The following is a 25,096-nucleotide window of genomic DNA, read 5'->3' on the forward strand; positions in this document are numbered from 1 at the left end:
TGCTGTCGCCCGTCGAGTTCGAACGGCAGCAGGCTTTGATGGCTCAAGGCGTCTAGAAAACTAGGGGCTACTCAATGGCTGATGAAGGATTGGCCTAATCCGGCTCTAGCTTCCGCCTTTATCCCCGATGAGGCCGCAGGGCTGGCCGTGCTGCTATCCCGGCAAGCTATCGAGCATGAAGCCGGATGGCCCCAGCTATCCGACCGGGCCGTAATCCCTGCACTCTACGACCTGCCAGAGGATGCCCAAGGTATAGCCCGCCGTATGGCCGCTGAGGTTCATGCGCTCTGGGAAGTCGCAGGCCGTCCCTACCTCAACTCCGACCGCTTCAAGGATGCCTACCGCTGGCTGGTAGCTTGCGTCCGCTCAGGGTCGATCCCGCCAGTGTTGACCATTGGCCACGTCCCGCCACTCAATGCCTAAGGAAACCACATGACCGCGCTAACTCCCCGTCAGGCCATCAAGGTCAAGGCGGCTTTATCCCTGATCGCTGTACACGGCCACAATCCCCGCACTGTACAGCAAGCCGCTACGGCTGAATTGGCAAAGGGCTATCCTGCCAATATCGCCTACAAGAATGCTATTGATGGCTTCATTGCCCGTGTTCCTGCTATGGGAAATACGCTGCATCTTGCCGTTGATCTTATTCACAATAGCGATGATGCTACGGTAGCTCTCTATGACAAGGCGCTTACCGAGTACAATAACATCGGGGATGACAGTTGCCTTGATGGCCTTGCCCCTATGATCCTTGAGGATGCTAAGGCGCTGGCTATCAGCAAGGGTGAAGTGTCCGAAGCCGATGCCGCTAATTGGACTATCAATGATGCGCTAGGCAGCACGGCAGAAGCCTTTGCCGAAACCCCCGATGTTCCCGACGCCTCCACGCTGGCACCGGGTCAGACGGCCAATAGCTCGTTCGGCTTCAATGGCCTTCCCAGCCCTGCCGCTCAGGCTCCCTCAGCCGCCCCTCAGGCACCGGCAACGGGTCCGCAATGGGTACAGGGTCCAACCGGTTATACCCTCGTCTCGCAGGCTCCTACCGGCCCTCAGGTGGGGCAGAGCATGACCGGCTATGATCCCTATCAGGGCGGGCAGGGGCCGACCGGCATCCGGGTAGCTCAGACCGGGGACGCGGCCCGTCGCTCGCATGGCACCCCAGTAGGGGACGTGGCCTATATGCAGACCGAATATGGCATCCGAGTTGCCCCGACCGGGGAAGCTGCTCGCCGTGAGGCTGGCGTACCGCTCGGCCCGAATGCCTGAGAACCGGCCTAGGAGAGTCGCTGAGAGGCGATAGCTTATCCCGGCCTACAGATACCCGACCGCATCCAATCGACTCCTGACGGGGGCTGAGCGGGGCGTTTTCGGGTATCTGTATGTCCGTTCCGTTCAAGGCTTGGGAATGACCAGCCCCGGCACCCGATAAGATGCAATAGCCGCTACCATTACTCGCATAGATGGAGCTGCCCCGTACTTATCCGCAGCGTCTTTACCTTCATGCCCTTGGAATTGTCTGCATACCCGCTCAGGAATACCGGCATCTACGGCATGGGTTTTCCATGTATGGCGGAATGAGTGAAAGACTTTAGCATTATCCTCTATCCCGCAATCTCGCTTATACCGGCTGAACCACTGGCCTACCTTGTCGGTTAGTTTCTTGCCAATGCCTACAGCTTTCAAGCCGGGAAATACGCGGCCTGTCTGATCTGGTAGCTTATTCACATATTTAATGAACCCTAGCTCGATCAGTTTGGGATGCAGCGGCACAAGCCTATTGCTAGCCTCATTCTTGATCTGATTAGGCAAGGCATCGTCATCCGGCGTATCTGTAATGTCGATACACCATACCTCTTGCCGCTTATCGTCATCGTCTATGTAGGCTTCTCGCCGCACATCTTGCACCCGAAGCTGGCCTATCTCTTCCCGCCTAGCTCCCATGAACAGGGCTAGCAGGGGCATCCAGTACACAGCCTCACCATATCCGCCCTTAGGCCGTTCGCCCTTGGCATGAACCGGGCCAGCGAACAGGGCATTGAGGTCATCGGTAGAGAAGTCTTTCCGCTTCTCTCCCCGTTCCGTCACAGCGATCTTAACGTCACGGGCCACGTTGACGGGTACGATATCCTCTTGAGCCGCCCACTCTAGCAGGGTCCGCAAGTAGGCCAGCCGATCCCGTACATTGACCTGAGAACGGGCAGAGTCCGCTATCAGCTTGCGCTTGTAGGCCATCACATCGGCCTTGGTGATTAGCTCGACGGACTTACGGCCCATCATGGAATTGAACAGCTTGGCATCCCGCCAATAGGCATCCTTGCCACGGGGCGACGGCTTACGCTCAGCGGCCCAACCGTCGAGGATATCAGTATCTAGGTAAATGCCCCTGCCATGATCGGGGTACTCAACGGCCTGATTTTCGCTTCCCGATGCGCGAGCAACCTTGTTGTAGCGGGCCACTACGGACGCAAGCAGGGCATCCCGGTCTAACCCAGCCTTCTCCCGCTCATCTACGATTAGCCGACGGGCAGCCCTAGCTATCTCAGCAGGGGAGGCATCGGGTTCGATACCCTCGGCTAGCGCATCTATGATCGGGCCTAGGGCCTCAGCTTCCATGTCAGCAGTGAAGTTGGCATCGGCTGCATGGTCAGTCTGTTCCTGATCGTACTCCCATTGCCTCCGCTCCCGTTCGATCTGGGAGGCCGGCTTGGGGGCAATGACAGGGGCAGGGATCGAAGCGGCCTTATCCCGCTCAGCTTGCTTGAGCAGAGCATGGGCCGTCTTCGTCATGTCAGGGATGAGGGCTTTCGCCGCTTCCCGGTCCTTAAGACCGAGTGACCGCTTAATCTCCCGCTTGCCAGCCATGAAGGGGCGCAGGTCCGCCGGTATCCCCATGCGGAAGTAATAGACCCCGTTCGGAGCGCGGTGGAGGTAGGAACACATAGGCTTTCGTCCTCGTACCTTTGTACTAGACGCTTGTAAAAAGCCTTAGATTTCCGCTAATTCCTAGGCTTTTCAGGGCCTAGGACAAAATGGTGCCCAGAAGAGGACTCGAACCTCCACGACCTTGCGATCGCCAGCACCTGAAGCTGGTGCGTCTACCAATTCCGCCATCTGGGCACGGGGTAGGCCCGCGCCTTTAGGGGAGGCTTTGAATCCTTGTCAACGGCTTTTTTGCGGGGCAAAGGGGCGGTGCACAAAAAATCTGGCGGATAAGGACGGTCATGACGAACAAGCTGGTGACGCTGATCGGCGGCGGGGGCTTTCTGGGCCGCTATGTCGCGCGGGAACTGATGCGTGACGGTACGCGCGTGCGTGTGGCGCAGCGCGATCCTCGCCAGGCGTACTTCCTGCGGACCCAGGGCGGGCTCGGCCAGACGCAATTCGTCGCGGTCGATATCGCCCGGCCCGAAACGGTGGCGCGCGCGGTCGAGGGGGCCGACGCGGTCGTCAATCTGGTCGGCGTGATGGGCGGCAACATGCAGCGCATCCATGTCGACGGCGCGCGGTCCGTCGCGGAGGCCGCGCGCAAGGCGGGCGTCGAGGCGCTGGTCCATGTCTCGGCGATCGGCGCGGACGAGCAGGGCGCGGCGGCCTATGCGCGTTCCAAGGGCCAGGGTGAGGCGGCGGTGCGCCAGGCCTTCCCCAACGCCACGATCCTGCGCCCCTCGATCGTGTTCGGGCGCGAGGACCAGTTCGTGAACCGTTTCGCGGGCATGGTCTCGGCGCCGATCGTGCCGATCCTGCGCGCGGGCGTGAAGTTCCAGCCGGTGTTCGCGGGCGATGTCGGCGAGGCGGTGGCGGCGGCGCTTCGCGATCCCGAGACGCATGGCGGCCACACCTATGAGCTGGGCGGCCCCGACGTCATCTCGATGGGCGAGCTGATCCGCTGGATCGCCAAGACGCTGGGCCGCAAGCCCAACTTCGTCGAGCTGCCGGACTTTGCCGGCGCCCTGCTCGCGCGGGTGCCGGGGTCGCCGATCAGCTGGGACCAGTGGCTGATGCTGCAGCAGGACAATGTCGTCGCCGCCGGGGCGCAGGGGCTGGCCGCGCTCGGCATCACGCCCGAGCCGCTCGCCGCGGTCGCGCCCGACTATCTGGTGCGGTTCCGCAAGTCGGGTCGCTTCGGGCGACGGACCGAGACGCTGGCCGCCTGAACCGTCCCACCGTCATCGTCTTTATCGTTTCGCCGACAGCCCCGTCGCCCTATGGCGGCGGGGCTTTAGCATTTGGGGACTCGCGTGAACGATCTGATAGCCGCCATCATTCTTGGCATTGTCGAGGGGGTTACCGAATTCCTGCCGGTATCCTCCACCGGGCACCTCATCCTGGCGGGCGCGCTGCTCGGCTATGACGATGCGCGGTGGCAGATGTTCAACATCGTCATCCAGCTCGGTGCGATCCTGGCGGTCGTCGTCCTGTACTGGCGGACCTTCTGGACGGTGCTGGTCGGACTGGCCAAGCGCGATCCCGGTTCGATCCGCTTCGTGCGCAACCTGCTGATCGCCTTCATTCCCGCCGCCGTCATCGGCGTACTCGCGAAGAAGCATATCGAGGCATTGCTGCTCCAGCCCAAGGTGGTGGCGGTCGCGCTGATCGTCGGCGGCGTCGCGATCCTGGTGATCGAGCGGCTGGTCAAGCCCGGTACGACGCGCGGCATCGCGGCGGTTCCGGCCAGGACCGCGCTCGGCGTCGGCTTCCTTCAGTGTCTGGCGATGATTCCGGGCGTCAGCCGCTCGGGCGCGACGATCCTGGGCGCGCTGACGCTGGGCGTCGAGCGGCGCACGGCGGCCGAATTCAGCTTCTTCCTCGCCATTCCGACCATGCTGGGCGCCAGCGTCGTCGAGACGGCGGGGCATATGGACGCCATGCGCGCCGGGAACAGCGTCGGTCCGCTGGAGATCGCGATCGGCTTTATCGTGGCGTTCGTCGTCGCGCTGCTGGTGGTGCGCTGGTTCGTCGGGATCGTCGGCAAACATGGTTTCGGGCCGTTCGCCTGGTATCGAATCGTCGCCGGCGGCATCGCGCTCGCGCTGCTCACCATGCATTGATATCGCATCGGACCTATTTTATTGCGGATAGATCGCAATAGGCGGGGCTGGACGATGGATTGAGCGTTTAATAGGGCAGCCTTTGTGTCCTATGTGTCGATTTCGAGGTGACATAGGGCCGTTCGCGCAATATCCGGCTCCTCGGAGGCGCATATGGCGAACGATTCTATGTTGAAATTTGTCGGCCGTGATCAGGCCTATCCGGCCAAGCGGACCGCAGAGGTGCGCGCGGAGGATTTCCGCGAGATCGCCGAACGCTATGCGCCACCAGCGGCGGAGGATCAGGCCGGGCGCTGCTCGCAATGCGGCGTGCCTTATTGCTCGGTCCACTGCCCGCTCCACAACCATATCCCCGACTGGCTCCGCCTGACCGCCGAGGGGCGGTTGCGTGAAGCCTATGAGCTGTCCAACAGCACCTCGACCATGCCCGAGATCTGCGGCCGCATCTGTCCGCAGGACCGGCTGTGCGAGGGCAATTGCGTCATCGAGTTTTCGGGGCACGGCGCGGTCACGATCGGATCGGTCGAGAAGTTCATCACCGACACCGCCTGGGAAGAGGGCTGGGTCGAGCCGCTGGTGCCGGGGCCCGAGCGGGGCCAGTCGGTCGCGGTGATCGGCGCGGGGCCCGCGGGCCTGACGGCGGCGGAATATCTGCGCGTCTCGGGTTACGAGGTCCATGTCTATGACCGGCATGACCGGGCGGGCGGGCTGCTGACCTATGGCATCCCCGGCTTCAAGCTGGAAAAGCCGGTGGTCATGCGCCGCGTCGAGCGGTTGAAGGCGGGCGGCATCGTCTTCCACGAGGGCTTCTCGGTGGGCGAGGATGCGACGCTGGAGGACCTGCGTCGCCGCCATGACGCGGTGCTGATCGCGACCGGCGTCTATAAAGCGCGCAATGTCGATGTGGACGGATCGGGCGCGAACGGCGTGATCGCCGCGCTCGATTACCTGACCGCGTCCAATCGCAAGAGCTTCGGCGACACGGTCGAGGCGTTCGAGAACGGCTCGCTCAATGCCGAGGGCAAGAATGTCGTCGTGATCGGCGGCGGCGACACCGCGATGGACTGCGTCCGCACCGCGATCCGCCAGGGCGCCAAGTCGGTGAAGTGCCTCTATCGCCGCGACCGGGCGAACATGCCGGGCTCGCAGCGCGAAGTCGCCAATGCGGAGGAGGAGGGCGCCGAGTTCGTCTGGCTCTCCGCACCTTTGGGCTTCGAGGGGGGGGAGACGGTGACCGGCGTCCGCGCCGCGAAGATGCGGCTGGGTCCGCCCGACGCGAGCGGCCGTCGCGCGCCGGAGGCCGAGCCGGGTGCCGATCACCTGCTGGACGCGGACATGGTCATCAAGGCGCTGGGCTTCGACGCCGAGGACCTGCCGAGCCTGTTTGGCACCGCCGAGCTGGGCGTCAGCCGCTGGGGCACGGTGCTGGTCGACGGCCGCACGCTGATGACCAGCCTGGACGGCGTGTTCGCCGCCGGTGACATCGTGCGCGGGGCGAGCCTGGTGGTCTGGGCGATCCGCGACGGCCGCGACGTGGCCAAGGCGATGCACCAGTGGTTGAAGGCGCGGGCGAAGACCGGCGCGCGTGAGAAGGTGGCGGCGTGAGGCTGTCACCGCCGATGATCGCGGCGATCAAGGCCGCCGCCGTCGAGGCATTTGGCGGTGATGCGGTGGTTCGCCTGTTCGGCAGCCGTGTCGACGATCAGGCCCGGGGCGGCGATATCGACCTGCATATCGAAGCCAGCCCCGACCGGGCGGACATCCATCACGAGGTGCGGTTCCGCACGGCGCTGTGGAAGGCGCTCGACGAGGAACAGCTTGACGTAGTGGTGGAGGCGCGTGGGCGGCCGCAGCGGTGGATCGACCGTGCCGCGCATCGCGAGGGGATCGTGCTGTGACCCGTGACGAAGTGATGGAGGCCACGACCGAGGCGGTGCGGGCAGCGGAGGCGCTGACCGATCACCTCGAACGGTTGATGGCGCGGATGGCGGATCGCCTTCCGGTCGATCCGTCGGCCCTGCGAACATGGGACGACGATCCGCGCGAACGGCTGCACGCGTTGCTTCGTATGTACGAACAGACCTACGATCTGACGGCGCGCAAGCTGTTCCGGGGTTTGCTGTTCCTGTCGGGCGAGACGATCGCCGGCCTGTCTGCGCAGAACCAGTTTCGTCGGGTCGAGGCGATAGGGGGAATCGCCAGTGCCGATCGCTGGATCGAGCTGAGCGTGACGCGCAACATTCTTGTCCATGACTACCCGGTCGATCCGGTGGCGCAGGCTCAAAGGGCCAATCGCGCCTGGACCGATCTTCCCGATCTGATCGCGGCAACCCGCCGCACCATTTTTCATCTTCGCCAGGAAGGGCTGAAGTGATGACCGACCAGCGCCAATATCTCGCCGAGCATGGCATGTACCGCCCCGAGTTCGAGGGCGATGCGTGCGGCGTCGGCATGGTCGCGGCCACCGACGGCCAGCCCTCGCGCCGCGTCGTCCAGTCGGCGATCGACGCGTTGAAGGCGGTGTGGCACCGGGGCGCGGTGGATGCGGACGGCAAGACCGGCGACGGTGCGGGCCTGCACGTCGACCTGCCGCACCGCTTCTTCGACGATGCCATCGCGGCATCGGGCCACAAGGTCCTGCCCAACCGGCTGGCGGTCGGCATGATCTTCATGCCGCGCACCGATCTGGGCGCGCAGGAGACCTGCCGCACCATCGTCGAGAGCGTCATCATCGAGGCGGGCTACACCATCTATGGCTGGCGTCAGGTGCCGGTCGACGTGTCGGTCATCGGGATGAAGGCGCAGGCGACACGGCCGGAGATCGAGCAGATCATGATCGCCGGGCCGATGCCCGACGAGGTCGATGCCGCCGAGTTCGAGAAGAACCTGTATCTGATCCGCAGGCGGATCGAGAAGCGGGTGATCGCGGCGCAGATCAGCGGCTTCTATATCTGTTCGCTGTCCTGCCGCTCGATCATCTACAAGGGGCTGTTCCTCGCCGAGAGCCTGTCGGTCTTCTATCCCGACCTGCAGGATCATCGGTTCGAGAGCCGCGTCGCGATCTTCCACCAGCGTTATTCGACCAACACCTTCCCGCAATGGTGGCTGGCGCAGCCCTTCCGCTGCCTGGCGCATAACGGTGAGATCAACACGATCCGTGGCAACAAGAACTGGATGCTCAGCCACGAGATCCGCATGGCCAGTATCGCGTTCGGCGACAATTCGGAGGACATCAAGCCGGTGATCCCGGCGGGCGCGTCCGATACCGCCGCACTCGATGCGGTGTTCGAGGCGATCTGCCGGTCGGGGCGCGACGCGCCGACCGCCAAGCTGATGCTGGTGCCCGAGGCGTGGCAAAAGGACCTCGACACGCCCAAGGCCCATGCCGAGATGTACCAGTATCTCGCCTCCGTGATGGAGCCGTGGGACGGCCCCGCCGCGCTGGCGATGACCGATGGCCGCTGGGCGGTGGCGGGCATGGACCGCAACGCGCTGCGCCCGCTGCGCTACACGCTGACCGCCGACGGGCTGCTGATCGTCGGGTCGGAAAGCGGCATGGTCGTCGTGCCGGAGGCGAGCATCACCGCCAAGGGCCGTCTGGGACCGGGGCAGATGATCGCGGTCGATCTGGCGCAGGGCAAGCTCTACGACGACCGCGCGATAAAGGACCAGATTTCGGGCGAGCAGGACTATGCCGCGATGATCGGCGAGTTCCTGACCATGGACCAGTTGCCCGCGCCCACCGAGGAACAGGCGCTGGTGCGGATGCCGCGCGGCGAAATGCTGCGGCGCCAGGTCGCGGCAGGCCAGACCATGGAGGATATGGAGCTGATCCTGTCGCCCATGGCCGAGGGGGGCAAGGAAGCCATCGGCTCGATGGGCGACGACACGCCGCTGGCGGTCATCTCCGACAAGCCGCGCCTCATCAGCCAGTTCTTCCGCCAGAATTTCTCGCAGGTGACGAACCCGCCGATAGATAGCTTGCGCGAACGCTATGTGATGTCGCTCAAGACCCGGTTCGGCAATCTCGCCAACATCCTCGACACCGAGGATCGGCGCGAGCGGGTGCTGGTCCTGCCGTCCCCGGTCCTGACCGGCGCCGACTGGCACCGGCTGAAGACCCATTTCGGCCGCTCGGCGGCGGAAATCGACTGCACCTTCGAGGCCGACGGCGGTCCCGACCGTCTTCGCGCCGCGATCCAGCGTATCCGCAACCAGGCCGAGCAGGCGGTGCGCGAGGGCCGGTCCGAGCTGTTCCTGACCGACGAGCATGTCTCCGAAGGCCGCGTCGCGATCGCGGGCGTGCTGGCGGCGGCGGCGGTGCATACGCATCTCGTCCGCCGGGGCCTGCGCAGCTATGCGTCGATCAACGTGCGCTCGGCCGAGTGCCTCGACACGCATTATTATGCGGTGCTGATCGGCGTCGGCGCGACCACGGTGAACGCCTATCTGGCCGAAGCCGCGATCGTCGACCGGCATGGCCGTGGCCTGTTCGGCGACATGAGCATCGAGCAGTGCCTGACCAACCATCGCACCGCGATCGAGGATGGCCTCCTCAAGATCATGGCGAAGATGGGGATCGCGGTGATCTCCAGCTATCGCGGTGGCTATAATTTCGAGGCGGTCGGCCTGTCCCGCGCGCTGGTCAACGACCTGTTCCCCGGTATGCCCGCCAAGATTTCGGGCGAGGGGTATAACTCGCTCCATTACTCGGCGATGGTCCGGCACGAGGCGGCCTGGGACCAGCATGTCGCGACGCTGCCGATCGGCGGTTTCTATCGCCAGCGCGACGGCGGTGAGACGCACGCCTATTCGGCGCAGCTGATGCACCTGTTGCAGACGGCGGTCGCGACCGACAGCTATTCGACCTATCTGCAATTCGCGCGCGGGGTCGGCGACCTGCCGCCGGTCTATCTGCGCGACCTGCTCCAGTTCAACTTCCCCTCGGAAGGCGTGCCGGTCGATCAGGTCGAGGCGATCACCGAGATCCGCAAGCGTTTCGTGACGCCGGGCATGTCGCTGGGCGCGCTGTCACCCGAGGCGCATGAGACGCTGGCCATCGCGATGAACCGGATCGGCGCGAAGGCCGTGTCGGGCGAGGGCGGCGAGGACAAGCTGCGCTACCAGCCCTACGACAATGGCGACAACGCCAATTCGACGATCAAGCAGATCGCGAGCGGTCGCTTCGGCGTGACGGCGGAATATCTGAACGCCTGCGACGAGATCGAGATCAAGGTCGCACAGGGCGCCAAGCCCGGCGAGGGCGGGCAGCTGCCCGGCTTCAAGGTGACCGAGTTCATCGCCCGCTTGCGCCACGCGACGCCCGGCGTGACGCTGATCTCGCCGCCGCCGCACCACGATATCTACTCGATCGAGGATCTCGCGCAGCTCATCTATGACTGCAAGCAGATCAACCCGCGCGCGCGCGTCTGCGTGAAGCTCGTCTCCTCGGCGGGCATCGGCACGGTCGCGGCGGGCGTGGCCAAGGCGCATGCCGACGTCATCCTGGTGTCGGGCCATGTCGGCGGCACCGGCGCCTCGCCCCAGACCTCGATCAAGTACGCCGGGACGCCGTGGGAAATGGGCCTGTCGGAGGTCAACCAGACGCTGACCCTCAACGGCCTGCGCGGGCGTATCCGCCTGCGGGCGGACGGTGGCCTGAAGACCGGTCGCGACATCGTGATCGCCGCGATCCTGGGTGCCGAGGAGTTCGGCATCGGCACGCTGTCGCTGGTCGCGATGGGCTGCATCATGGTGCGCCAGTGCCATTCGAACACCTGCCCGGTCGGCGTCTGCGTGCAGGACGAGCGGCTGCGTGCCAAGTTCACCGGCACGCCGGAAAAGGTCATCAACCTGATGACCTTCATCGCCGAGGAAGTCCGCGACATCCTGGCGCGCCTGGGCGTCCGCTCGCTGGACGAGGTGATCGGGCGGACCGAATTGCTGCGTCAGGTCAGCCGCGGGGCCGAGCATCTCGACGATCTCGACCTCAATCCGGTGCTGGCCAAGGTCGATGCGACCGATGCCGAGCGGCGGTTCAGCCTGTCGACCTTCCGCAACGAAGTGCCCGACAGCCTGGATGCGCAGATCATCAAGGACGCGAGCGCCGTCTTCTCGCGCGGCGAGAAGATGCAGCTGACCTATTCGGTGCGCAACACGCACCGCGCGGTCGGCACGCGGCTGTCGTCGGAGATCACCCGCAAGTTCGGCATGAGCAAGCTGGCCGACGGGCATGTCACCGTGCGATTGCGCGGGTCGGCGGGCCAGTCGCTGGGCGCGTTCCTGTGCAAGGGCGTGACGCTGGAAGTGTTCGGCGATGCCAACGACTATGTCGGCAAGGGCCTGTCGGGCGGCACCATCATCGTGCGCCCGGCGGTCAGCTCGCCGCTGGCCAGCCAGAAGAACACCATCATCGGCAATACCGTGCTCTACGGCGCGACCTCGGGCCGGTTGTTCGCGGCGGGCCAGGCGGGCGAGCGTTTCGCGGTGCGCAATTCCGGCGCGACCGTGGTGGTCGAGGGCTGCGGCGCCAATGGCTGCGAATATATGACCGGCGGCATCGCGGTGGTGCTGGGTGAGACGGGCGCGAATTTCGGCGCGGGGATGACCGGCGGCATGGCCTTCATCTACGACCCCGAGGAACGCTTCGCCCGCCGCGCCAACCCCGAGAATATCGTGTGGCAGCGTCTGGCCTCGGCGCATTGGGAAGGGGTGCTCCGCGACCTGATCGCCGAACATGCCGACCGCACCGACAGCAAATGGTCGAAGGGCCTGCTCGAGGATTGGGACCGGGTCGCCGGGCATTTCTGGCAGGTCTGTCCGAAGGAAATGCTGACCCGCCTGGCCCATCCGCTCGACGACAGCGTCGAGGCGGTGGCGGCGGAGTGAGAGTGTGGAGGGGTGTCATCGCGGGCGGTGACACCCCTCCGTCAGCCCTTCGGGCTGCCACCTGCCCTTGCGGGGGAGGAACGACGCCATTCCCACCTTCGCTCAGGCTGAACGGAGCGGGGGGCGTGTGGGTCACCGCGCTCGAATCCATGACATTCCCGTCATCACCCTAACCCATATCACGGAACCGTTCCGTCACCGTGACGGTTGGGGCGCGATGCGAATTGGGGAGGGCAGGATGACCATCGACCGGCAGAGGATAGAGCGTGGGGGATTCATCCTCTTCCTCGCACTCGTCACCATCGGCCTGATCACGGTCATTTCGGGCTTTCTGGTCGCGCTGCTCTGGGCGGCGCTGGCGGCGATCCTGTTCCGCTCGCTGTTCCAGTGGCTGCTCACCAAGACCGGCGGGCGACGCAACGCGGCGGCGGGGCTCACCATGCTCATCATCACCTTCGCGGTGGTGGTGCCGACGCTGTTGATCGGCAGCATGGTCGTCGACCAGGCCTCCGGCGTCTATATGAAGATGCGCAGCGGGCAGATCGACTTCGCGCAATATTTCCAGCAGATCCGCGACGCGCTGCCCGGCCGCCTGCGCCAGGCGATGGACAAGTCGGGCATCGACAGCTTCGAGGGGCTGCAACAGCGCGTCTCGCGCACGCTGAGCAGCAGCGTCAGCCAGATCGCGACCCAGGCTCTGTCGATCGGGCGCAACGCCTTCGCCTTCGCGCTCGCCTTTGGCGTCGGGCTGTATGTCGCCTTCTTCCTGATCCGCGACGGCGACCGGCTGGGCCCCGGATTCGTGCGCGCGCTGCCGCTCGATCCGCAGGTCGCCGGGCGGCTGGTCGACACCTTCGTCGCGGTGGTGCGCGCCACGATCAAGGGGTCGGTGATCGTCGGGCTGGTGCAGGGAGCGCTGGGCGCGATCACCTTCTGGATCGTCGGCGTGCCGGCCGCGCTGCTCTGGGGCGTCCTCATGGCGATCGCGGCGTTGCTGCCCGCAATCGGTCCAGCGATCATCTGGGGACCGGTCGCGCTCTATCTGCTCGCCACCGGCGCGATCTGGCAGGGGGCGGTGGTGGTCGCCTCGGGCGTGCTGGTCATCGGGCTGGCCGACAATATCCTGCGTCCGATCCTGGTCGGACGCGACACCGGATTGCCCGACTGGATCGTGCTGCTGACCACGCTTGGCGGGATCGAGGTGCTGGGGCTCAGCGGGATCGTGGTCGGCCCGGTCGTGGCGGCCCTGTTCCTGGCGGGGTGGCGCATCCTGACCGAACAGCGCGGCGTCGCCCCGCCAGCGGATGGATCCTGATCCGAAAAGGGCGCCTGACCGGGGTCTTCGCGGCATGGCCTATGCTCCCGGAATCGCGCGGTTTGCGTGGCCGCGATCCGCTGCCTATGGTTCGGCCCTGGGCGGACCGGTCAGGCCGAGCAGGGGGTTGGGAATGCGGATTCGATCGGTGGGCCTTTCAGCACTGACGGGGCTCGCGCTGGCAACGGCCGGATGCGATTCGCGCGATCCGGCGGTCGCCCGTGCGGCGGGGGCGCATGGAAGCTCGGTCGAACTGCCGATCCCGGCACCGTCTCCCTCCGTCCCGGCGACCCCCGATGCGCGATCCGCCGCCACCGGGAATGCGGTGGTCATCGGCTTCCCGCAGGGCGGCGCGACGCTGGACCGCGACGCGCGGGCCGCGCTCGACCGGCTGGCGGCCGATCCGGCGGCGAAGGCCAGCCGCATCACCTTGCGCGGTCATTCGGACAGCGAGGGCGACGACGCGGCCAATCGCCGCATGTCGCGCCGCCGGGCCGATGCCGTGCGCGACTATCTGGCGAAGAAGGGCCTGAACCGCGCCGACATGACGGTCATCGCGCTGGGCGAGACTCGGCCGATCGCCCCCAACGCGCATCCCGATGGCAGCGACGACAGCGCGGGCCGCGCCCGCAATCGCCGGGTGGAGATCGAACTGGATCCCGCCATCTGATCGACGTGCGATTGTCGGCGGCGCCCGCGACCACTACAGCGCACGGATGGCCAAGGCTGATCGACTTGCTCGCCTCGACGCGCATCGTGCCGAGATGGAAAACGACTATCGCGACACGCTGATCGCCGCGCTGCGCACCACGGCGGCGGGCAAATGGGGGCTGTTCGACCACCGCAGGGACAAGGTGGCGCGTGCCGCCGCGGCGCCGACGGTCGCGCGATTGACCGAGATGGGCGAGGCGATCGATGCCGCCCGCGAACAGCTCGGCCTGCCGCCGTTCGACCTCCATGCGGAATTCCTGGCATCGCGCGGGCCGGTCGGACCCGAAGCGGTCGGGGAACCCAACCAGGCCCGGGCCTGGCTCGACCGCCTGACGCTTGCCTAGGGCCGATCGGCATTCAGCTTATTCTCCCCTCTACGAGGGGCGAGGGATGGACAGGCATGGTTGAATGTCGATCGGCCCCTAGGCCGCCTGCAACGCCTCCACCGCGACCGCCGCGATATCGTCGCCCAGTTGCCCGACCCGCGCCGGATCGGCGTCCCAGGCGAACATGAAGCGCGCGCCGCCACCGATGAAGGTATAGAAGCGCCAGCCACGCGCGCGAAGCGCCTCCAGCACCGTGGCGGGCGCGCTGAGGAACACCGCATTCGCCTCGACCGGGAACATCGGCGCGATGCCGGGAAGCCCCTCGACACGCGCGGCCAGCGCCTGGGCACAGGCGTTGGCGTGGGCGGCGTTGGACAACCAGGCGCCGCTGTCGAGCATCCCGATCCACGGCGCGGCGAGATAGCGCATCTTGGACGCCAGCTGTCCCGCCTGTTTGCAGCGATAGTCGAAATCCTCCGCCAGCACGGGATCGAAGAACAGAATCGCCTCGCCGACCGCCATGCCGTTCTTGGTGCCGCCGAAGCACAGCACGTCGACGCCCGCGCGCCACGTCATGTCGGCGGGCGAACAGCCCAGCGCGGCGCAGGCGTTGGCGAAGCGCGCGCCATCCATGTGGAGCCGCAGCCCAAGCTCGCGGCACACCGCCGACAGCGCGTGGATCTCGGCGAGGCTGTAGACCTGGCCCGTCTCGGTCGGCTGGGTGATCGTCACCGCGCGGGGCTTGGGGAAGTGGATGTCCGAGCGGCCGGTCGCCAGCGCGCGGACCGCATCGGGGGTCAGCTTGCCGTCATCGGTATGCGCGACCAGCAGCTTCGATCCGTTGGAGAAGAATTCGGGCGCGCCGCACTCGTCGGTCTCGACATGCGCCGAGGCCGAACAGATCACGCTGTGATAGCTCTGGCAGAGCGCCGCCAGCGCCAGCGAATTGGCCGCCGTGCCGTTGAAGGCGAAGAACACCTCGCACTTGGTCTGGAACAGCGTGCGGAAGGCGTCGGCGGCGCGGTCGGTATAGGGGTCTTCGCCATAAGCGGGGACATAGCCGCGATTGGCCTCTTCCATCGCCGCCCAGGCCTCGGGACAGATGCCCGCGTAATTGTCGCTCGCGAATTGCTGGGGGGCCACGTCCATCACAAATCCTTCGTCCTGTTCGGCGAGTCGGATCGAAGGGTGAGTGGCTGATCGTCCCGTTGTTGCCGGTCTGGCCACATCCCCCTCCGTATCGGAGAGGCACCACCTTGCCGGGGGGCAGGTTGGTGCCGGGCGACGGCCCGACTCTTGATGCTGAGGCGCCCCCTAGCGGCCGCGCGTCCCGGAATCAAGCGCCACCATGGTCGCCCCCCTAGAGAAACGATCGCAAAGCATTGCGTATCGCGGCCGAAAGGTGGAAGCACAGGAGCATGAGCATCAGGACTTCGCGCCGCGGTAGCAGCGCTCCCACGATCAGTGACGTCGCCCGCGCCGCCGGTGTTTCGTTGATGACCGTTTCGCGCGTAATCAACAACGAGGCCAATGTCCGCCCCACCACCCGTGAAAAGGTGGAGGCGGCGATCGCGCAGCTCAACTACGCCCCCAATCCCGCCGCGCGCAGCCTGGCCGGGGCGGCGCAGATCCGTATCGGCATGCTCTACAGCAACCCCAGCCAGGGCTTTCTCAGCGAGTTCCTGCTCGGCACGCTCGACCAGGCGTCGCGCCTCGACGTGCAGATGGTGGTCGAGAAATGCGAGATCGGCGATCACGAGGTGGAGGTCGCACGTCACCTGATCGCGGGCGGCATCGACGGCGTGATCCTGCCACCCCCCCTGTGCGAGGCGGAGGCGGTGCTGTCGCTGCTGCGCGAGGCGGGGGTCCCCTCGGTCGTGGTGGCGACCGGCCGCGCGCCCGAGGACATGCCCGACACGACGATGGCGGTGCAGATCGACGACCGCGCCGCGGCCGAGGAGATGACCCGCCACGTCATGACCCTGGGCCATCGCCGGATCGGCTTCATCTGCGGCAACCCCAATCTGACCGCGAGCGCGCGCCGCTACGAAGGCTTCCGCGCCGCGCTGGACGCGGTCGGGGTGCCGTTCGACGAGGATCTGGTGGCGCCCGGCCTTTATACCTACCGCTCCGGCTTGGATGCCGCCGAGCGGTTGCTCGATCTCGCCGAGCCGCCGACCGCGATCATCGCGTCCAACGACGACATGGCGGCGGCGAGCGTCGCGGTGGCGCATCGGCGCGGACTGGACGTGCCGAGCGACCTGACCGTCTGCGGCTTCGACGACACCACGCTATCGACGACGATCTGGCCCGAGCTGACCACCATCCACCAGCCGATCGCCGACATGGCGCGCGCGGCGGTGGAGATGATGGCGACGGTCATCCGGCAGAAGAGCGGCGACGCCGCCCCGCACCGGATGCTCGATTACAGCCTGATCCGGCGCCAGTCCGACGCCGCGCCGCGTCGACGCCCGCGAGAGGTCTGATCATCGCCGCGCGCCATCCGTCGCAACGCGGGATCGCGCCCCGATGCGCACGCTTGACGGCGCGATGTTTTAAGATAGCGTTACCATTGATGGCCGGTGGCATATTGCGCCGGTGACACGACTTACCCGTGGCGATAGGCGAAGACGCCATTCACGGATCAGGAGAGGGCCCGAGGTGACCGACAAGACAAGGGGATTGGACGCTGGCAGCGTCAATCATGGTTTCATCACCGCGATCGTCGCCGTCGCGACCATCGGCGGTTTCATGTTCGGCTATGATTCGGGGGTCATCAACGGCACCCAGAAGGGACTGGAGGCCGCCTTCGCGCTCGGTCGCCTGGGCATCGGCGTCAACGTCGGCGCGATCCTGGTCGGTTCGGCGATCGGCGCCTTCGGTGCGGGGCGTCTGGCCGATGCGATCGGTCGTCGCAACGTCATGATGCTGGCCGCCGCGCTGTTCCTGGTCAGCGCGCTGCTGGCCGGTGCGGCGGGCAGCTCGGGCATCTTCATCTTCGCGCGTATCATCGGCGGCCTGGGCGTCGGTGCGGCGAGCGTGATCTCGCCCGTCTACATCTCCGAAGTGACGCCCGCCGCGATTCGCGGCCGTCTGTCGAGCCTTCAGCAGGTGATGATCATCACCGGCCTGACCGGTGCCTTCGTCGCGAACTTCGCGCTGGCCCGCTATGCCGGTGGCTCGACCGCCGAATTCTGGATGGGCTATCCCGCCTGGCGCTGGATGTTCTGGCTTCAGGCGATTCCGGCGGCGATCTATTTCGCGGCGCTGTCGATCATCCCGGAAAGCCCGCGCTTCCTGGTCGCCAAGGGCCGCGATGCCGAGGCGCACACCGTCCTGACCAAGCTGTTCGGCCAGGCCGAGGCGACCCGCAAGGTCGGCGAGATCCGCGCCAGCCTCGCCGCCGACCACCACAAGCCCAAGCTGTCCGATCTGGTCGACAAGACCACCGGCAAGATCCGTCCGATCCTGTGGGCGGGTATCGGCCTCGCCATCTTCCAGCAGCTCGTCGGCATCAACGTCGTCTTCTATTATGGCGCGACGCTGTGGGAAGCGGTCGGCTTCTCGGAGGATTACGCGCTTCAGACCAACATCCTGTCGGGCGTGCTGTCGATCGGCGCCTGCCTGTTCACCATCGCGACCGTCGACAGGATCGGCCGCAAGCCGCTGCTGCTGATCGGCTCGGCGGGCATGGCGGTGACCTTGGCGATCGTCGCCTATGCCTTCTCGACCGCGGTCACCGGTCCGACCGGCGGCGTGAGCCTGCCCGGTAACAACGGCCTGATCGCGCTGGTTGCGGCGAACCTCTACGTCATCTTCTTCAACGCGAGCTGGGGCCCGGTGATGTGGGTCATGCTGGGCGAGATGTTCCCGAACCAGATTCGCGGTTCGGGCCTGGCGGTGTCGGGCTTCGCGCAGTGGATCGCCAATGCGGCGATCTCGGTCAGCTTCCCGGCGCTCGCCGTGTCGCCGGGCCTGAGCGTCACCTATTTCGGCTATGCCTTCTTCGCGGCGGCCTCGTTCTTCTTTGTCCGCGCGATGGTCAACGAAACGCGCGGTCGTGAGTTGGAGGACATGGCGGGCTGATAGCCCCCGGTTACGTGAGATGCCTTGGGGGCCCGCTTTCCGTGAGGGAGGCGGGCCCTTTTTTGCGGATGGCGCGGGAAGAGACACCGCGGAGGGACCAGCCGTCACCCCAGCGAAGGCCGGGATCCGCCAGGGAGGCGGGAGACGAGCCGCCAGAGGCCCCGGCCTTCGCCGGGACGACGATCGATCGGACCCTAGCCCCGCCCGGCCTGGATCAGGATCGAATCCGACGGCAACAGCCGGTCCATGAACGGCAGCATCGCCGCCCCGATCGACGGCGCGTCCTGCGCGGTGTGGGCCGGGCGGATCACCGGGCGGGCGGGCAGCTCGATGCCCCCGATCGCCTGATCCAGTCCTTCGGCCAGACGCCGTAGTATCTCTGGCGGCAGGCGGCCGCCGATCAAAATGGCGTGCGGATCGAACAGCGTGGTGACCGCGACGAAGGGCTGGGTCAGCGAGGCGATCGAATCGACCACCCATTGGTCGAGCACGGCGGCGAGCCCAGGATCGTCACGCTCGCCCAGGGTCTCGGGCGATTCCAGCGTGTAGCCCGCCGCCGCCAGCCGGACCTGTAGCCCCGCGATCGACACCGTGTCCTGCACCACCGCGCCCGGCCGCCCCGCGGTCGGATCGGGCATCAACCCGATTTCGCCCGAGCGACGATGCGCGCCGCGATGATAGTTGCGGTCGATGATCAGCCCGCCGCCCAGACCCGCCGTGATCAGCAGGTAGAAGAAGCTGGGACACTCGAAATCCTGGTCATATTGCGCCTCGCCCAGCGCGGCGGCGGCGGCGTCGTTGTCGCGGTGGATCGGCCAGGGCAGCAGCGGCGTGAGCAGCGTCTCCAGATCGACCCCGACCCAGGCGTCGTATCCCTGGGTCTGATTGGGCAGTGAGCGGTCGACACCGTCGGGCATCGCCACGCCGACCCCGACGACGCGCGTGCGATCCACGCCGCCCTCGGCCAGCGCGGTGTCCAGCGTGTCGCGGATGAAGGCGAGCACGCCGTCGGGGCTGGCGAAACCGATTTCCCGCGTCGCGCGCGCACGGACCGCACCGGCGAGATCGAGGATCGCGATGGCCAGATGGTCGCGGTCGATGGTCAGGCCGATCCCGAACGCGCCGTCGGGGCAGAGTTCGATCTTCAGCGCGGGCTGGCCGCGCCCCTGGTGCAGCCGTCCGGCGGTGCGGATCAGCCCCATCTCGGTCAGTCGTCCGGTGATGTTGGCGATCGTCGGCGGGGTCAGTCCGGTCTGGTTGGCGATCGCGATCCGCGTCGTCTCGCGATGGAGGCGGATGACCTGCAGGACGGTGCGAAGATTATAGTCGCCGGCCCGCTCGAGATTGGTGCCCGACAATCCGCGCGACAGCCGCGCATCGCGCGAATGCACCTCGACGGTTCGCGTGCGACCGGGCGGCGGCAAGCGTGACGGCGATGGCATGACGTTCGTCTCTCCCGATGGTGGAGCGAACATATTCCGCCCATCTTCCTCCGCCGAAAGGATCGGCGTGCCGGTTGCGCCGGTCAAGTGAATTGTCCGACCAATCTCGCCGCCCCGGTCGCGAAGCCGGGGCGGCGCGGTCGAAGCGGTCGTTCAGCCCGCCGGGGTGAGGCGGATCAGCCGCCCCTGCGAGTCGCCGCCATCCTCCAGCACGTAGATCGCGCCGTCGGGGCCCTGCTCGACCTCTCGGATGCGGGCGCCCATGTCCCACTGGTCGCCCTTGGTCGCGCTGGTGCCGTTCAGGTCGACGCGGACCAGCGACTTGCTCGACAGCCCGCCGATAAAGGCGTCGCCGCGCCACTGCGGGAACATCGATCCCGAATAGATCATCAGTCCGCCGGGCGAGATGACCGGATTCCACCAGACCTTGGGCGCCTCATAGCCGTCGCCCGGACGATGATCGGGAATGTCGCTGCCGTCGTAATTGCTGCCGTTCGAGGCGTTGGGCCAACCATAATTGCGGCCGGGCAGGATCAGGTTGAGCTCGTCGCCGCCCTTCGGCCCCATTTCCTGCTCCCACAGATTGCCCGCCGAATCGAAGGCGATGCCGAGCAGGTTGCGATGGCCATAGGTCCAGACCGCCGGATCGGACCCCTGCGCCGCCAGCGGATTGCCGGGCGCGGGCTTGCCGTCCGGGGTCAGGCGAAGCACCTTGCCCAACGTCGCCTTGGGATCCTGGGCGGGCGTGAATTTCTGCCGCTCGCCCGCCGTGAAGAACAGATATTGGCCGTCGGGGGAAAAGGCGATGCGTCCCGAATAATGGCCGTCGCCGGTGACGGCGGGGCTCGCGCCCCACAGCGTTTCGATCCCGGTCAGTTGCGCGGCGCCGTTGGTTTCCTGCAACGTGCCGCGCGCCAGCACGACATGCTTGCCGCCCTGCGCCGCGGCGGAATAGCTGAAATAGACATGCCGACTCTGCGCGAAATCGGGCGCGAGGACGACATCCATCAGGCCGCCCTGGCCCGCCGAATCGACGGCGATCCGCGCGATCGTCTGGCGTGCCTGTCCATCCGCGCTGACCAGCAGCATCCGGCCGTCCTTTTCGGTGACCAGCATCCGGCGGTCGGGCAGGAAGGTCATCGCCCAGGGCGCATCGAAATCGGCGATCACGGTTCGGCCGAAGGGCTGGCCGTCCACCACCGTGGCGGGCGGCGCGGTCGTGGCCGAGGGGGAGGGCGACGGGGTGGCGCCGGGCGTCACCGCGACGGGCGGATTGGCGCCGCTTTCGTCGGGCGCGGGGCCGTTGCCCGAACAGGCGATAAGGGCCACCGGCAAGGCGGCGAGCAACGGCAGTTTCATCATCATCTCTCCCGGAGGGCCCCTGACCGGCCCGATGGGCCGCCAACGCTTCGACAGGGATGCTTGTTTCGTCGGCGGTTCATGTGTATAGACTGCGCCATTCTCTTACATCGTCGGGTGAAAGAGGCTGCGGGACGGGTTCCGCGGCAGCGCACCGGCACATCTGGAGCTTTCATGGCGGATATCGCCCTTCTGACGCAACTCATCGAACCCGAGGCCAAGGCGCTCGGCTTCGAGCTCGTTCGCGTGAAGATGTATGGCGGCACGTCGGACCCCACGCTGCAGGTGATGGCCGAGCGTCCCGATACGCGCCAGCTCAACATCGACGACTGCGCCGACCTGTCGCGCCGCATCTCCGACGTGATGGACGCGCTGGAGGAGCAGGGCCGCGACCCGATCGACCATGCGTACCGGCTGGAGGTGTCCTCGCCCGGTATCGACCGCCCGCTGACCCGGCTGAAGGATTTCGCCGACTGGGCGGGGCATGAGGCGCGGATCACGCTCGCCGAGAAGCTGAACGGTCGCAAGCAGTTCAAGGGCGATCTCGCCGGGGTGGAGGGCGACAATGTCGTCATCGTCGACGGGGAGGAGGTTCGCCACGAACTGCCCTTCGCCGCGATCGAGGACGCCAAGCTCGTCATGACCGACCGGCTGATCGCCGCGACGGTGCCGCTGTCCACCCAGGGCGCGGAAGAGGTTTATTATCAGGACGCGCCCGAACAGGACGGCGCCACCACGGAAGGACGGCACTGATGGCTACCGCCATTTCCGCCAACAAGGCGGAACTGATCGCGATCGCGAATGCGGTCGCCTCGGAAAAGATGATCGACAAGGGCATCGTCATCGAGGCGATGGAGGACGCGATCCAGCGCGCCGCCCGCGCCCGCTACGGTGCCGAGAACGACATCCGCGCCAAGCTCGATCCGAACTCGGGCGACCTGCGCCTGTGGCGCGTCGTCGAGGTGGTCGAGCAGGTCGACGACTATTACAAGCAGATCGACCTTAAGGGTGCCGAGAAGCTGCAAAAGGGTGCCGCGATCGGCGACTTCATCGTCGACCCGCTGCCTCCGATCGAATTCGGCCGCATCGCGGCGCAGGCGGCCAAGCAGGTCATCTTCCAGAAGGTCCGCGATGCCGAGCGCGACCGTCAGTTCGATGAGTTCAAGGACCGCCAGGGCGAGATCATCACCGGCGTCGTCAAGCGCGTCGAGTTCGGTCACATCGTCGTCGATCTGGGCCGCGCCGAGGGCGTGATTCGCCGCGACCAGCAGATCCCGCGCGAAGTCGTCCGTGTGAACGACCGCATCCGCTCGCTGATCCTGAACGTGCGCCGCGAGAACCGTGGCCCGCAGATCTTCCTGAGCCGCGCGCATCCCGACTTCATGAAGAAGCTGTTCGCGCAGGAAGTGCCCGAAATCTATGACGGCATCATCGAGATCAAGGCCGCCGCGCGCGATCCGGGCAGCCGCGCCAAGATCGGCGTGATCTCGCACGATTCGAGCATCGATCCCGTCGGCGCCTGCGTCGGCATGAAGGGCAGCCGCGTGCAGGCCGTCGTGCAGGAGATGCAGGGCGAGAAGATCGACATCATCCCCTGGTCGCCCGACACCGCGACCTTCGTGGTGAACGCGCTCCAGCCCGCGAACGTCAGCCGCGTCGTGATCGACGAGGAGGAGGACCGTATCGAGGTCGTCGTTCCCGACGATCAGCTCAGCCTCGCCATCGGTCGTCGCGGCCAGAATGTCCGGCTGGCCAGCCAGCTGACCGCCAAGGCGATCGACATCCTGACCGAGGCCGATGCCTCCGAGAAGCGCCAGAAGGAGTTCGTCGCGAATTCCGAGATGTTCCAGAACGAGCTGGACGTGGACGAGACGCTGGCCCAGCTGCTGGTCGCCGAAGGCTTCGGCGCGCTGGAAGAGGTCGCCTATGTCGAGCTCGACGAGCTGGCCGCGATCGAGGGCTTCGACGAGGACCTGGCGCAGGAGCTGCAGAGCCGTGCGCAGGAAGCGCTGGACCGCCGCGAACAGGCCGCCCGTGACGAGCGTCGTGGCCTGGGCGTCGAGGACGCGCTGGCCGAAATGCCGTATCTGACCGAGGCGATGCTGGTTACGCTGGGCAAGGCGGGCATCAAGACGCTCGACGATCTCGCCGATCTCGCGACCGACGAGCTGGTCGAGAAGAAGCGCGCCGAGCCGCGTCGTCGTGGCGACGATGCCCCGCGTCCTGCGCCCAAGGGCGGCATCCTGGCCGAATACGGGCTCAGCGACGAGCAGGGTAACGAGATCATCATGGCCGCGCGTGCGCACTGGTTCACCGATGAGGACGAACCCGTGGCCGCCGAAGCGGCCGACGCGGAGGGCGACGAAGCCTGATGCCGTTCGTCTCGATCCGTCTGGCGGGCACCGCCTCCAAGCAGCAAAAGGCGGAGATCGTCGCCGACGTGACTCGTTCGCTGGTGGAGCGGCTGGGCAAGAACCCGGCCGCTGTCCAGATCGTGATCGAGGAGGTCTCCACCGAAAATTACGGTGCGGGCGGTCAATTGATCGCCGACCGTGATGCCCCCACCGCTCAATCCCGGGGAGACGCGCATGCGGAACCGGGACAATGAGCCGGCTGGCGTAAACGCGGCTCCGGCCAGAAAGGGTCGGAGCTTTCGGGACTCGGCGAAGGCGGCGCGCGAATCGATCGACGGGCCGGTCCGCCGCTGCATCCTGTCGGGCGAGCATGACGCGCGCCCGCACCTCATCCGTCTGGCGCTCGCGCCCGACGGGCGGGTGCTGCCCGATGTCCGCGCGAAGGCGCCGGGGCGGGGCGGCTGGATCGGCGTGACCCGCGCCGAGCTGGAAACCGCCATCCAGAAGGGGCGGTTGAAGGGGGGCTTGGCGCGCGCGTTCAAGACGGGCGAGTTCTCGATCCCGGATGACCTGCCCGACCTCATCACCGCCGCGCTGGAGCGTAACGCGCTCGACCGGCTGGGGCTCGAATCGCGCTCGGGCATGTTGCTGACGGGATCGGACAAGATCGCGACGGCGGCGCGCTCGGGACAGTTGCACGCGCTCTATCATGCGTCCGACGCGGGCGAGGACGGGTGCCGCAAGCTGGCGCAGGCGTGGCGCGTGGGATCGGGGCGTGAAGGTTCCGATCTCAAGGGGTTGGCACTGCCCGCCACACGCCCCATATTGTCATTGGCGTTGGGCCGCGAAAATGTGGTACACATCGGCCTGACAGATCGTAACGCGGCAAAGCGGGTGAGCGAAGCGCTCGACCGCTGGCTGCATTTTATCGGACCCGACCCTGTGGCAACGCCTTGCGAAACGGCCTCGCAAGGCGCATCGGCGTCCGACATTACCGGTGACCGAACGGCCGTGACCGTACACGAGGATTTTGAGTGAGCGAGACCGACAACGACAAGCCGAAACTCGGAATGCGCCAGCCCCTGGGGCTGAAGCGCACGGTCGAGACCGGCAAGGTGAAGCAGAGCTTCAGCCACGGCCGCTCGAACACCGTGATCGTCGAGACGAAGCGCCGTCGCGTCCTTGGCCCGCAGGGTGGCGCCGCCCCCGAGGTGGCCGCCCCTGCGCCGACCCCGGCTCCGGCGGCCCCCGTGGCTGCCGCGCCGGTGGCCCCGTCGCGTCCGGTGCCGTCGAACGAGACGGCGCAGGAGCGTCAGGCCCGCCTGCTGCGCGAGGCCGAGGAACAGCGCCTGGCGATGCAGGAGGAATCGCGCCGTCGCGAGGATGCCGAGCGTCAGCAGCGCGCCGAGGACGAGCGGGTCCGGGCCGAAGAGCGTGCGCGTGCCGCCGCCGAGGTTGCCGCCGCACCCGCACCGGCGCCTGAACCCGCATCCGAGCCGACGCCCGCCGCCGAGCCGGTCGCGCAGGCCGAGCCGACGCAGGATGCGCCGACCATCTCGGTGACGCC

General features: G+C 66.6%; 21 protein-coding genes, 1 tRNA gene and 1 riboswitch. Of the genes, 17 read left to right on the forward strand and 5 right to left on the reverse strand.

Translation table 11 applies throughout. The features are described from left to right. Positions 1 to 432 precede the first annotated feature (432 nt). On the forward strand, positions 433 to 1,266 hold the full coding sequence (locus tag LRP66_RS17340; RefSeq protein WP_230483853.1) for a hypothetical protein: 834 nt from the start codon (positions 433 to 435) through the stop codon (positions 1,264 to 1,266). A 126-nt stretch (positions 1,267 to 1,392) separates the two neighbouring features. Here LRP66_RS17340 and LRP66_RS17345 read toward each other — a convergent pair whose 3' ends face one another. Continuing rightward, positions 1,393 to 2,940: a site-specific integrase gene (locus LRP66_RS17345; protein WP_329959302.1), complete on the reverse strand. Its 1,548-nt coding sequence runs from the start codon at positions 2,938 to 2,940 to the stop codon at positions 1,393 to 1,395. 90 nt (positions 2,941 to 3,030) lie between these two features. Beyond that, positions 3,031 to 3,117, reverse strand: a tRNA-Leu gene (locus LRP66_RS17350). A gap of 104 nt (positions 3,118 to 3,221) precedes the next feature. Between LRP66_RS17350 and LRP66_RS17355 the strand changes: the two genes are divergently transcribed. The 9 genes from LRP66_RS17355 to LRP66_RS17395 all read left to right on the forward strand — a co-directional run bounded on the left by LRP66_RS17355 (position 3,222) and on the right by LRP66_RS17395 (position 14,306). Next, the gene (locus tag LRP66_RS17355) at positions 3,222 to 4,154 is read left to right on the forward strand and encodes a complex I NDUFA9 subunit family protein (RefSeq protein ID WP_230483855.1); all 933 of its coding nucleotides are present in this window, start codon (positions 3,222 to 3,224) and stop codon (positions 4,152 to 4,154) included. Between the two features lie 84 nt (positions 4,155 to 4,238). After that, positions 4,239 to 5,048 (forward strand): undecaprenyl-diphosphate phosphatase, encoded by an 810-nt coding sequence (locus LRP66_RS17360; RefSeq protein ID WP_230483856.1) that lies wholly within the window; start codon positions 4,239 to 4,241, stop codon positions 5,046 to 5,048. 153 nt (positions 5,049 to 5,201) lie between these two features. Further along, the gene (locus LRP66_RS17365) at positions 5,202 to 6,653 is read left to right on the forward strand and encodes an NAD(P)-dependent oxidoreductase (RefSeq protein WP_230483857.1); all 1,452 of its coding nucleotides are present in this window, start codon (positions 5,202 to 5,204) and stop codon (positions 6,651 to 6,653) included. Then, entirely contained in the window at positions 6,650 to 6,946 is a 297-nt protein-coding gene (locus LRP66_RS17370) for a hypothetical protein (protein ID WP_230483858.1), read from the forward strand. Before LRP66_RS17365 ends, LRP66_RS17370 begins: the two co-directional genes overlap by 4 nt. Then, positions 6,943 to 7,422: a hypothetical protein gene (locus LRP66_RS17375; RefSeq protein ID WP_230483859.1), complete on the forward strand. Its 480-nt coding sequence runs from the start codon at positions 6,943 to 6,945 to the stop codon at positions 7,420 to 7,422. The genes LRP66_RS17370 and LRP66_RS17375 overlap by 4 nt, the downstream gene beginning before the upstream one ends. Continuing rightward, positions 7,422 to 11,936 carry a glutamate synthase large subunit gene (gltB, locus tag LRP66_RS17380; RefSeq protein ID WP_230483860.1) on the forward strand — a complete coding sequence of 1,505 codons (4,515 nt, stop codon included), beginning with the start codon at positions 7,422 to 7,424 and terminating at the stop codon, positions 11,934 to 11,936. The genes LRP66_RS17375 and gltB overlap by 1 nt, the downstream gene beginning before the upstream one ends. 238 nt (positions 11,937 to 12,174) lie before the next feature. Next, positions 12,175 to 13,251: an AI-2E family transporter gene (locus LRP66_RS17385; protein ID WP_230483861.1), complete on the forward strand. Its 1,077-nt coding sequence runs from the start codon at positions 12,175 to 12,177 to the stop codon at positions 13,249 to 13,251. Positions 13,252 to 13,384: 133 nt separating this feature from the next. After that, the gene (locus tag LRP66_RS17390) at positions 13,385 to 13,921 is read left to right on the forward strand and encodes an OmpA family protein (protein WP_230483862.1); all 537 of its coding nucleotides are present in this window, start codon (positions 13,385 to 13,387) and stop codon (positions 13,919 to 13,921) included. 46 nt (positions 13,922 to 13,967) lie between these two features. Then, the gene (locus tag LRP66_RS17395; RefSeq protein ID WP_230483863.1) at positions 13,968 to 14,306 is read left to right on the forward strand and encodes a hypothetical protein; all 339 of its coding nucleotides are present in this window, start codon (positions 13,968 to 13,970) and stop codon (positions 14,304 to 14,306) included. Positions 14,307 to 14,384: 78 nt separating this feature from the next. On the opposite strand, the gene LRP66_RS17400 is transcribed toward LRP66_RS17395, so the two are convergent. Next, positions 14,385 to 15,437 (reverse strand): threonine aldolase family protein, encoded by a 1,053-nt coding sequence (locus LRP66_RS17400; RefSeq protein WP_230483864.1) that lies wholly within the window; start codon positions 15,435 to 15,437, stop codon positions 14,385 to 14,387. A gap of 48 nt (positions 15,438 to 15,485) precedes the next feature. Then, positions 15,486 to 15,596: riboswitch (SAM-I-IV-variant riboswitch) on the reverse strand. Between the two features lie 110 nt (positions 15,597 to 15,706). On the opposite strand from LRP66_RS17400, the gene LRP66_RS17405 reads away from it, so the two are divergent. Then, on the forward strand, positions 15,707 to 16,774 hold the full coding sequence (locus tag LRP66_RS17405) for a LacI family DNA-binding transcriptional regulator (protein WP_230483865.1): 1,068 nt from the start codon (positions 15,707 to 15,709) through the stop codon (positions 16,772 to 16,774). Between the two features lie 175 nt (positions 16,775 to 16,949). After that, entirely contained in the window at positions 16,950 to 18,374 is a 1,425-nt protein-coding gene (locus LRP66_RS17410) for a sugar porter family MFS transporter (RefSeq protein ID WP_230483866.1), read from the forward strand. Positions 18,375 to 18,568: 194 nt separating this feature from the next. Here the strand turns inward: LRP66_RS17410 and LRP66_RS17415 are convergent, their stop codons facing one another. After that, positions 18,569 to 19,849, reverse strand: coding sequence for an ROK family transcriptional regulator (locus LRP66_RS17415; RefSeq protein ID WP_230483867.1), 1,281 nt, complete (start codon positions 19,847 to 19,849; stop codon positions 18,569 to 18,571). A 120-nt stretch (positions 19,850 to 19,969) separates the two neighbouring features. Further along, positions 19,970 to 21,175 carry a PQQ-dependent sugar dehydrogenase gene (locus LRP66_RS17420; RefSeq protein WP_230483872.1) on the reverse strand — a complete coding sequence of 402 codons (1,206 nt, stop codon included), beginning with the start codon at positions 21,173 to 21,175 and terminating at the stop codon, positions 19,970 to 19,972. Between the two features lie 174 nt (positions 21,176 to 21,349). Between LRP66_RS17420 and rimP the strand changes: the two genes are divergently transcribed. The 5 genes from rimP to LRP66_RS17445 all read left to right on the forward strand — a co-directional run. Next, on the forward strand, positions 21,350 to 21,928 hold the full coding sequence (rimP, locus tag LRP66_RS17425) for a ribosome maturation protein RimP (RefSeq protein ID WP_230483868.1): 579 nt from the start codon (positions 21,350 to 21,352) through the stop codon (positions 21,926 to 21,928). Next, a complete protein-coding gene (gene nusA / locus LRP66_RS17430) occupies positions 21,928 to 23,547 on the forward strand; it encodes a transcription termination factor NusA (RefSeq protein WP_230483869.1) in 1,620 nt (539 codons plus the stop codon). The genes rimP and nusA overlap by 1 nt, the downstream gene beginning before the upstream one ends. After that, a complete protein-coding gene (locus tag LRP66_RS17435; RefSeq protein WP_230483870.1) occupies positions 23,547 to 23,783 on the forward strand; it encodes a tautomerase family protein in 237 nt (78 codons plus the stop codon). Before nusA ends, LRP66_RS17435 begins: the two co-directional genes overlap by 1 nt. Continuing rightward, a complete protein-coding gene (locus LRP66_RS17440; protein ID WP_443026713.1) occupies positions 23,764 to 24,567 on the forward strand; it encodes a DUF448 domain-containing protein in 804 nt (267 codons plus the stop codon). Before LRP66_RS17435 ends, LRP66_RS17440 begins: the two co-directional genes overlap by 20 nt. Next, positions 24,564 to 25,096: translation initiation factor IF-2 associated domain-containing protein (locus tag LRP66_RS17445; RefSeq protein WP_230483871.1), on the forward strand; the 533-nt coding region annotated here is incomplete at its 3' end. The genes LRP66_RS17440 and LRP66_RS17445, both read left to right, overlap by 4 nt.

Source organism: Sphingomonas sp. Leaf21 (assembly GCF_916858675.1).
Classification (GTDB): domain Bacteria; phylum Pseudomonadota; class Alphaproteobacteria; order Sphingomonadales; family Sphingomonadaceae; genus Sphingomonas.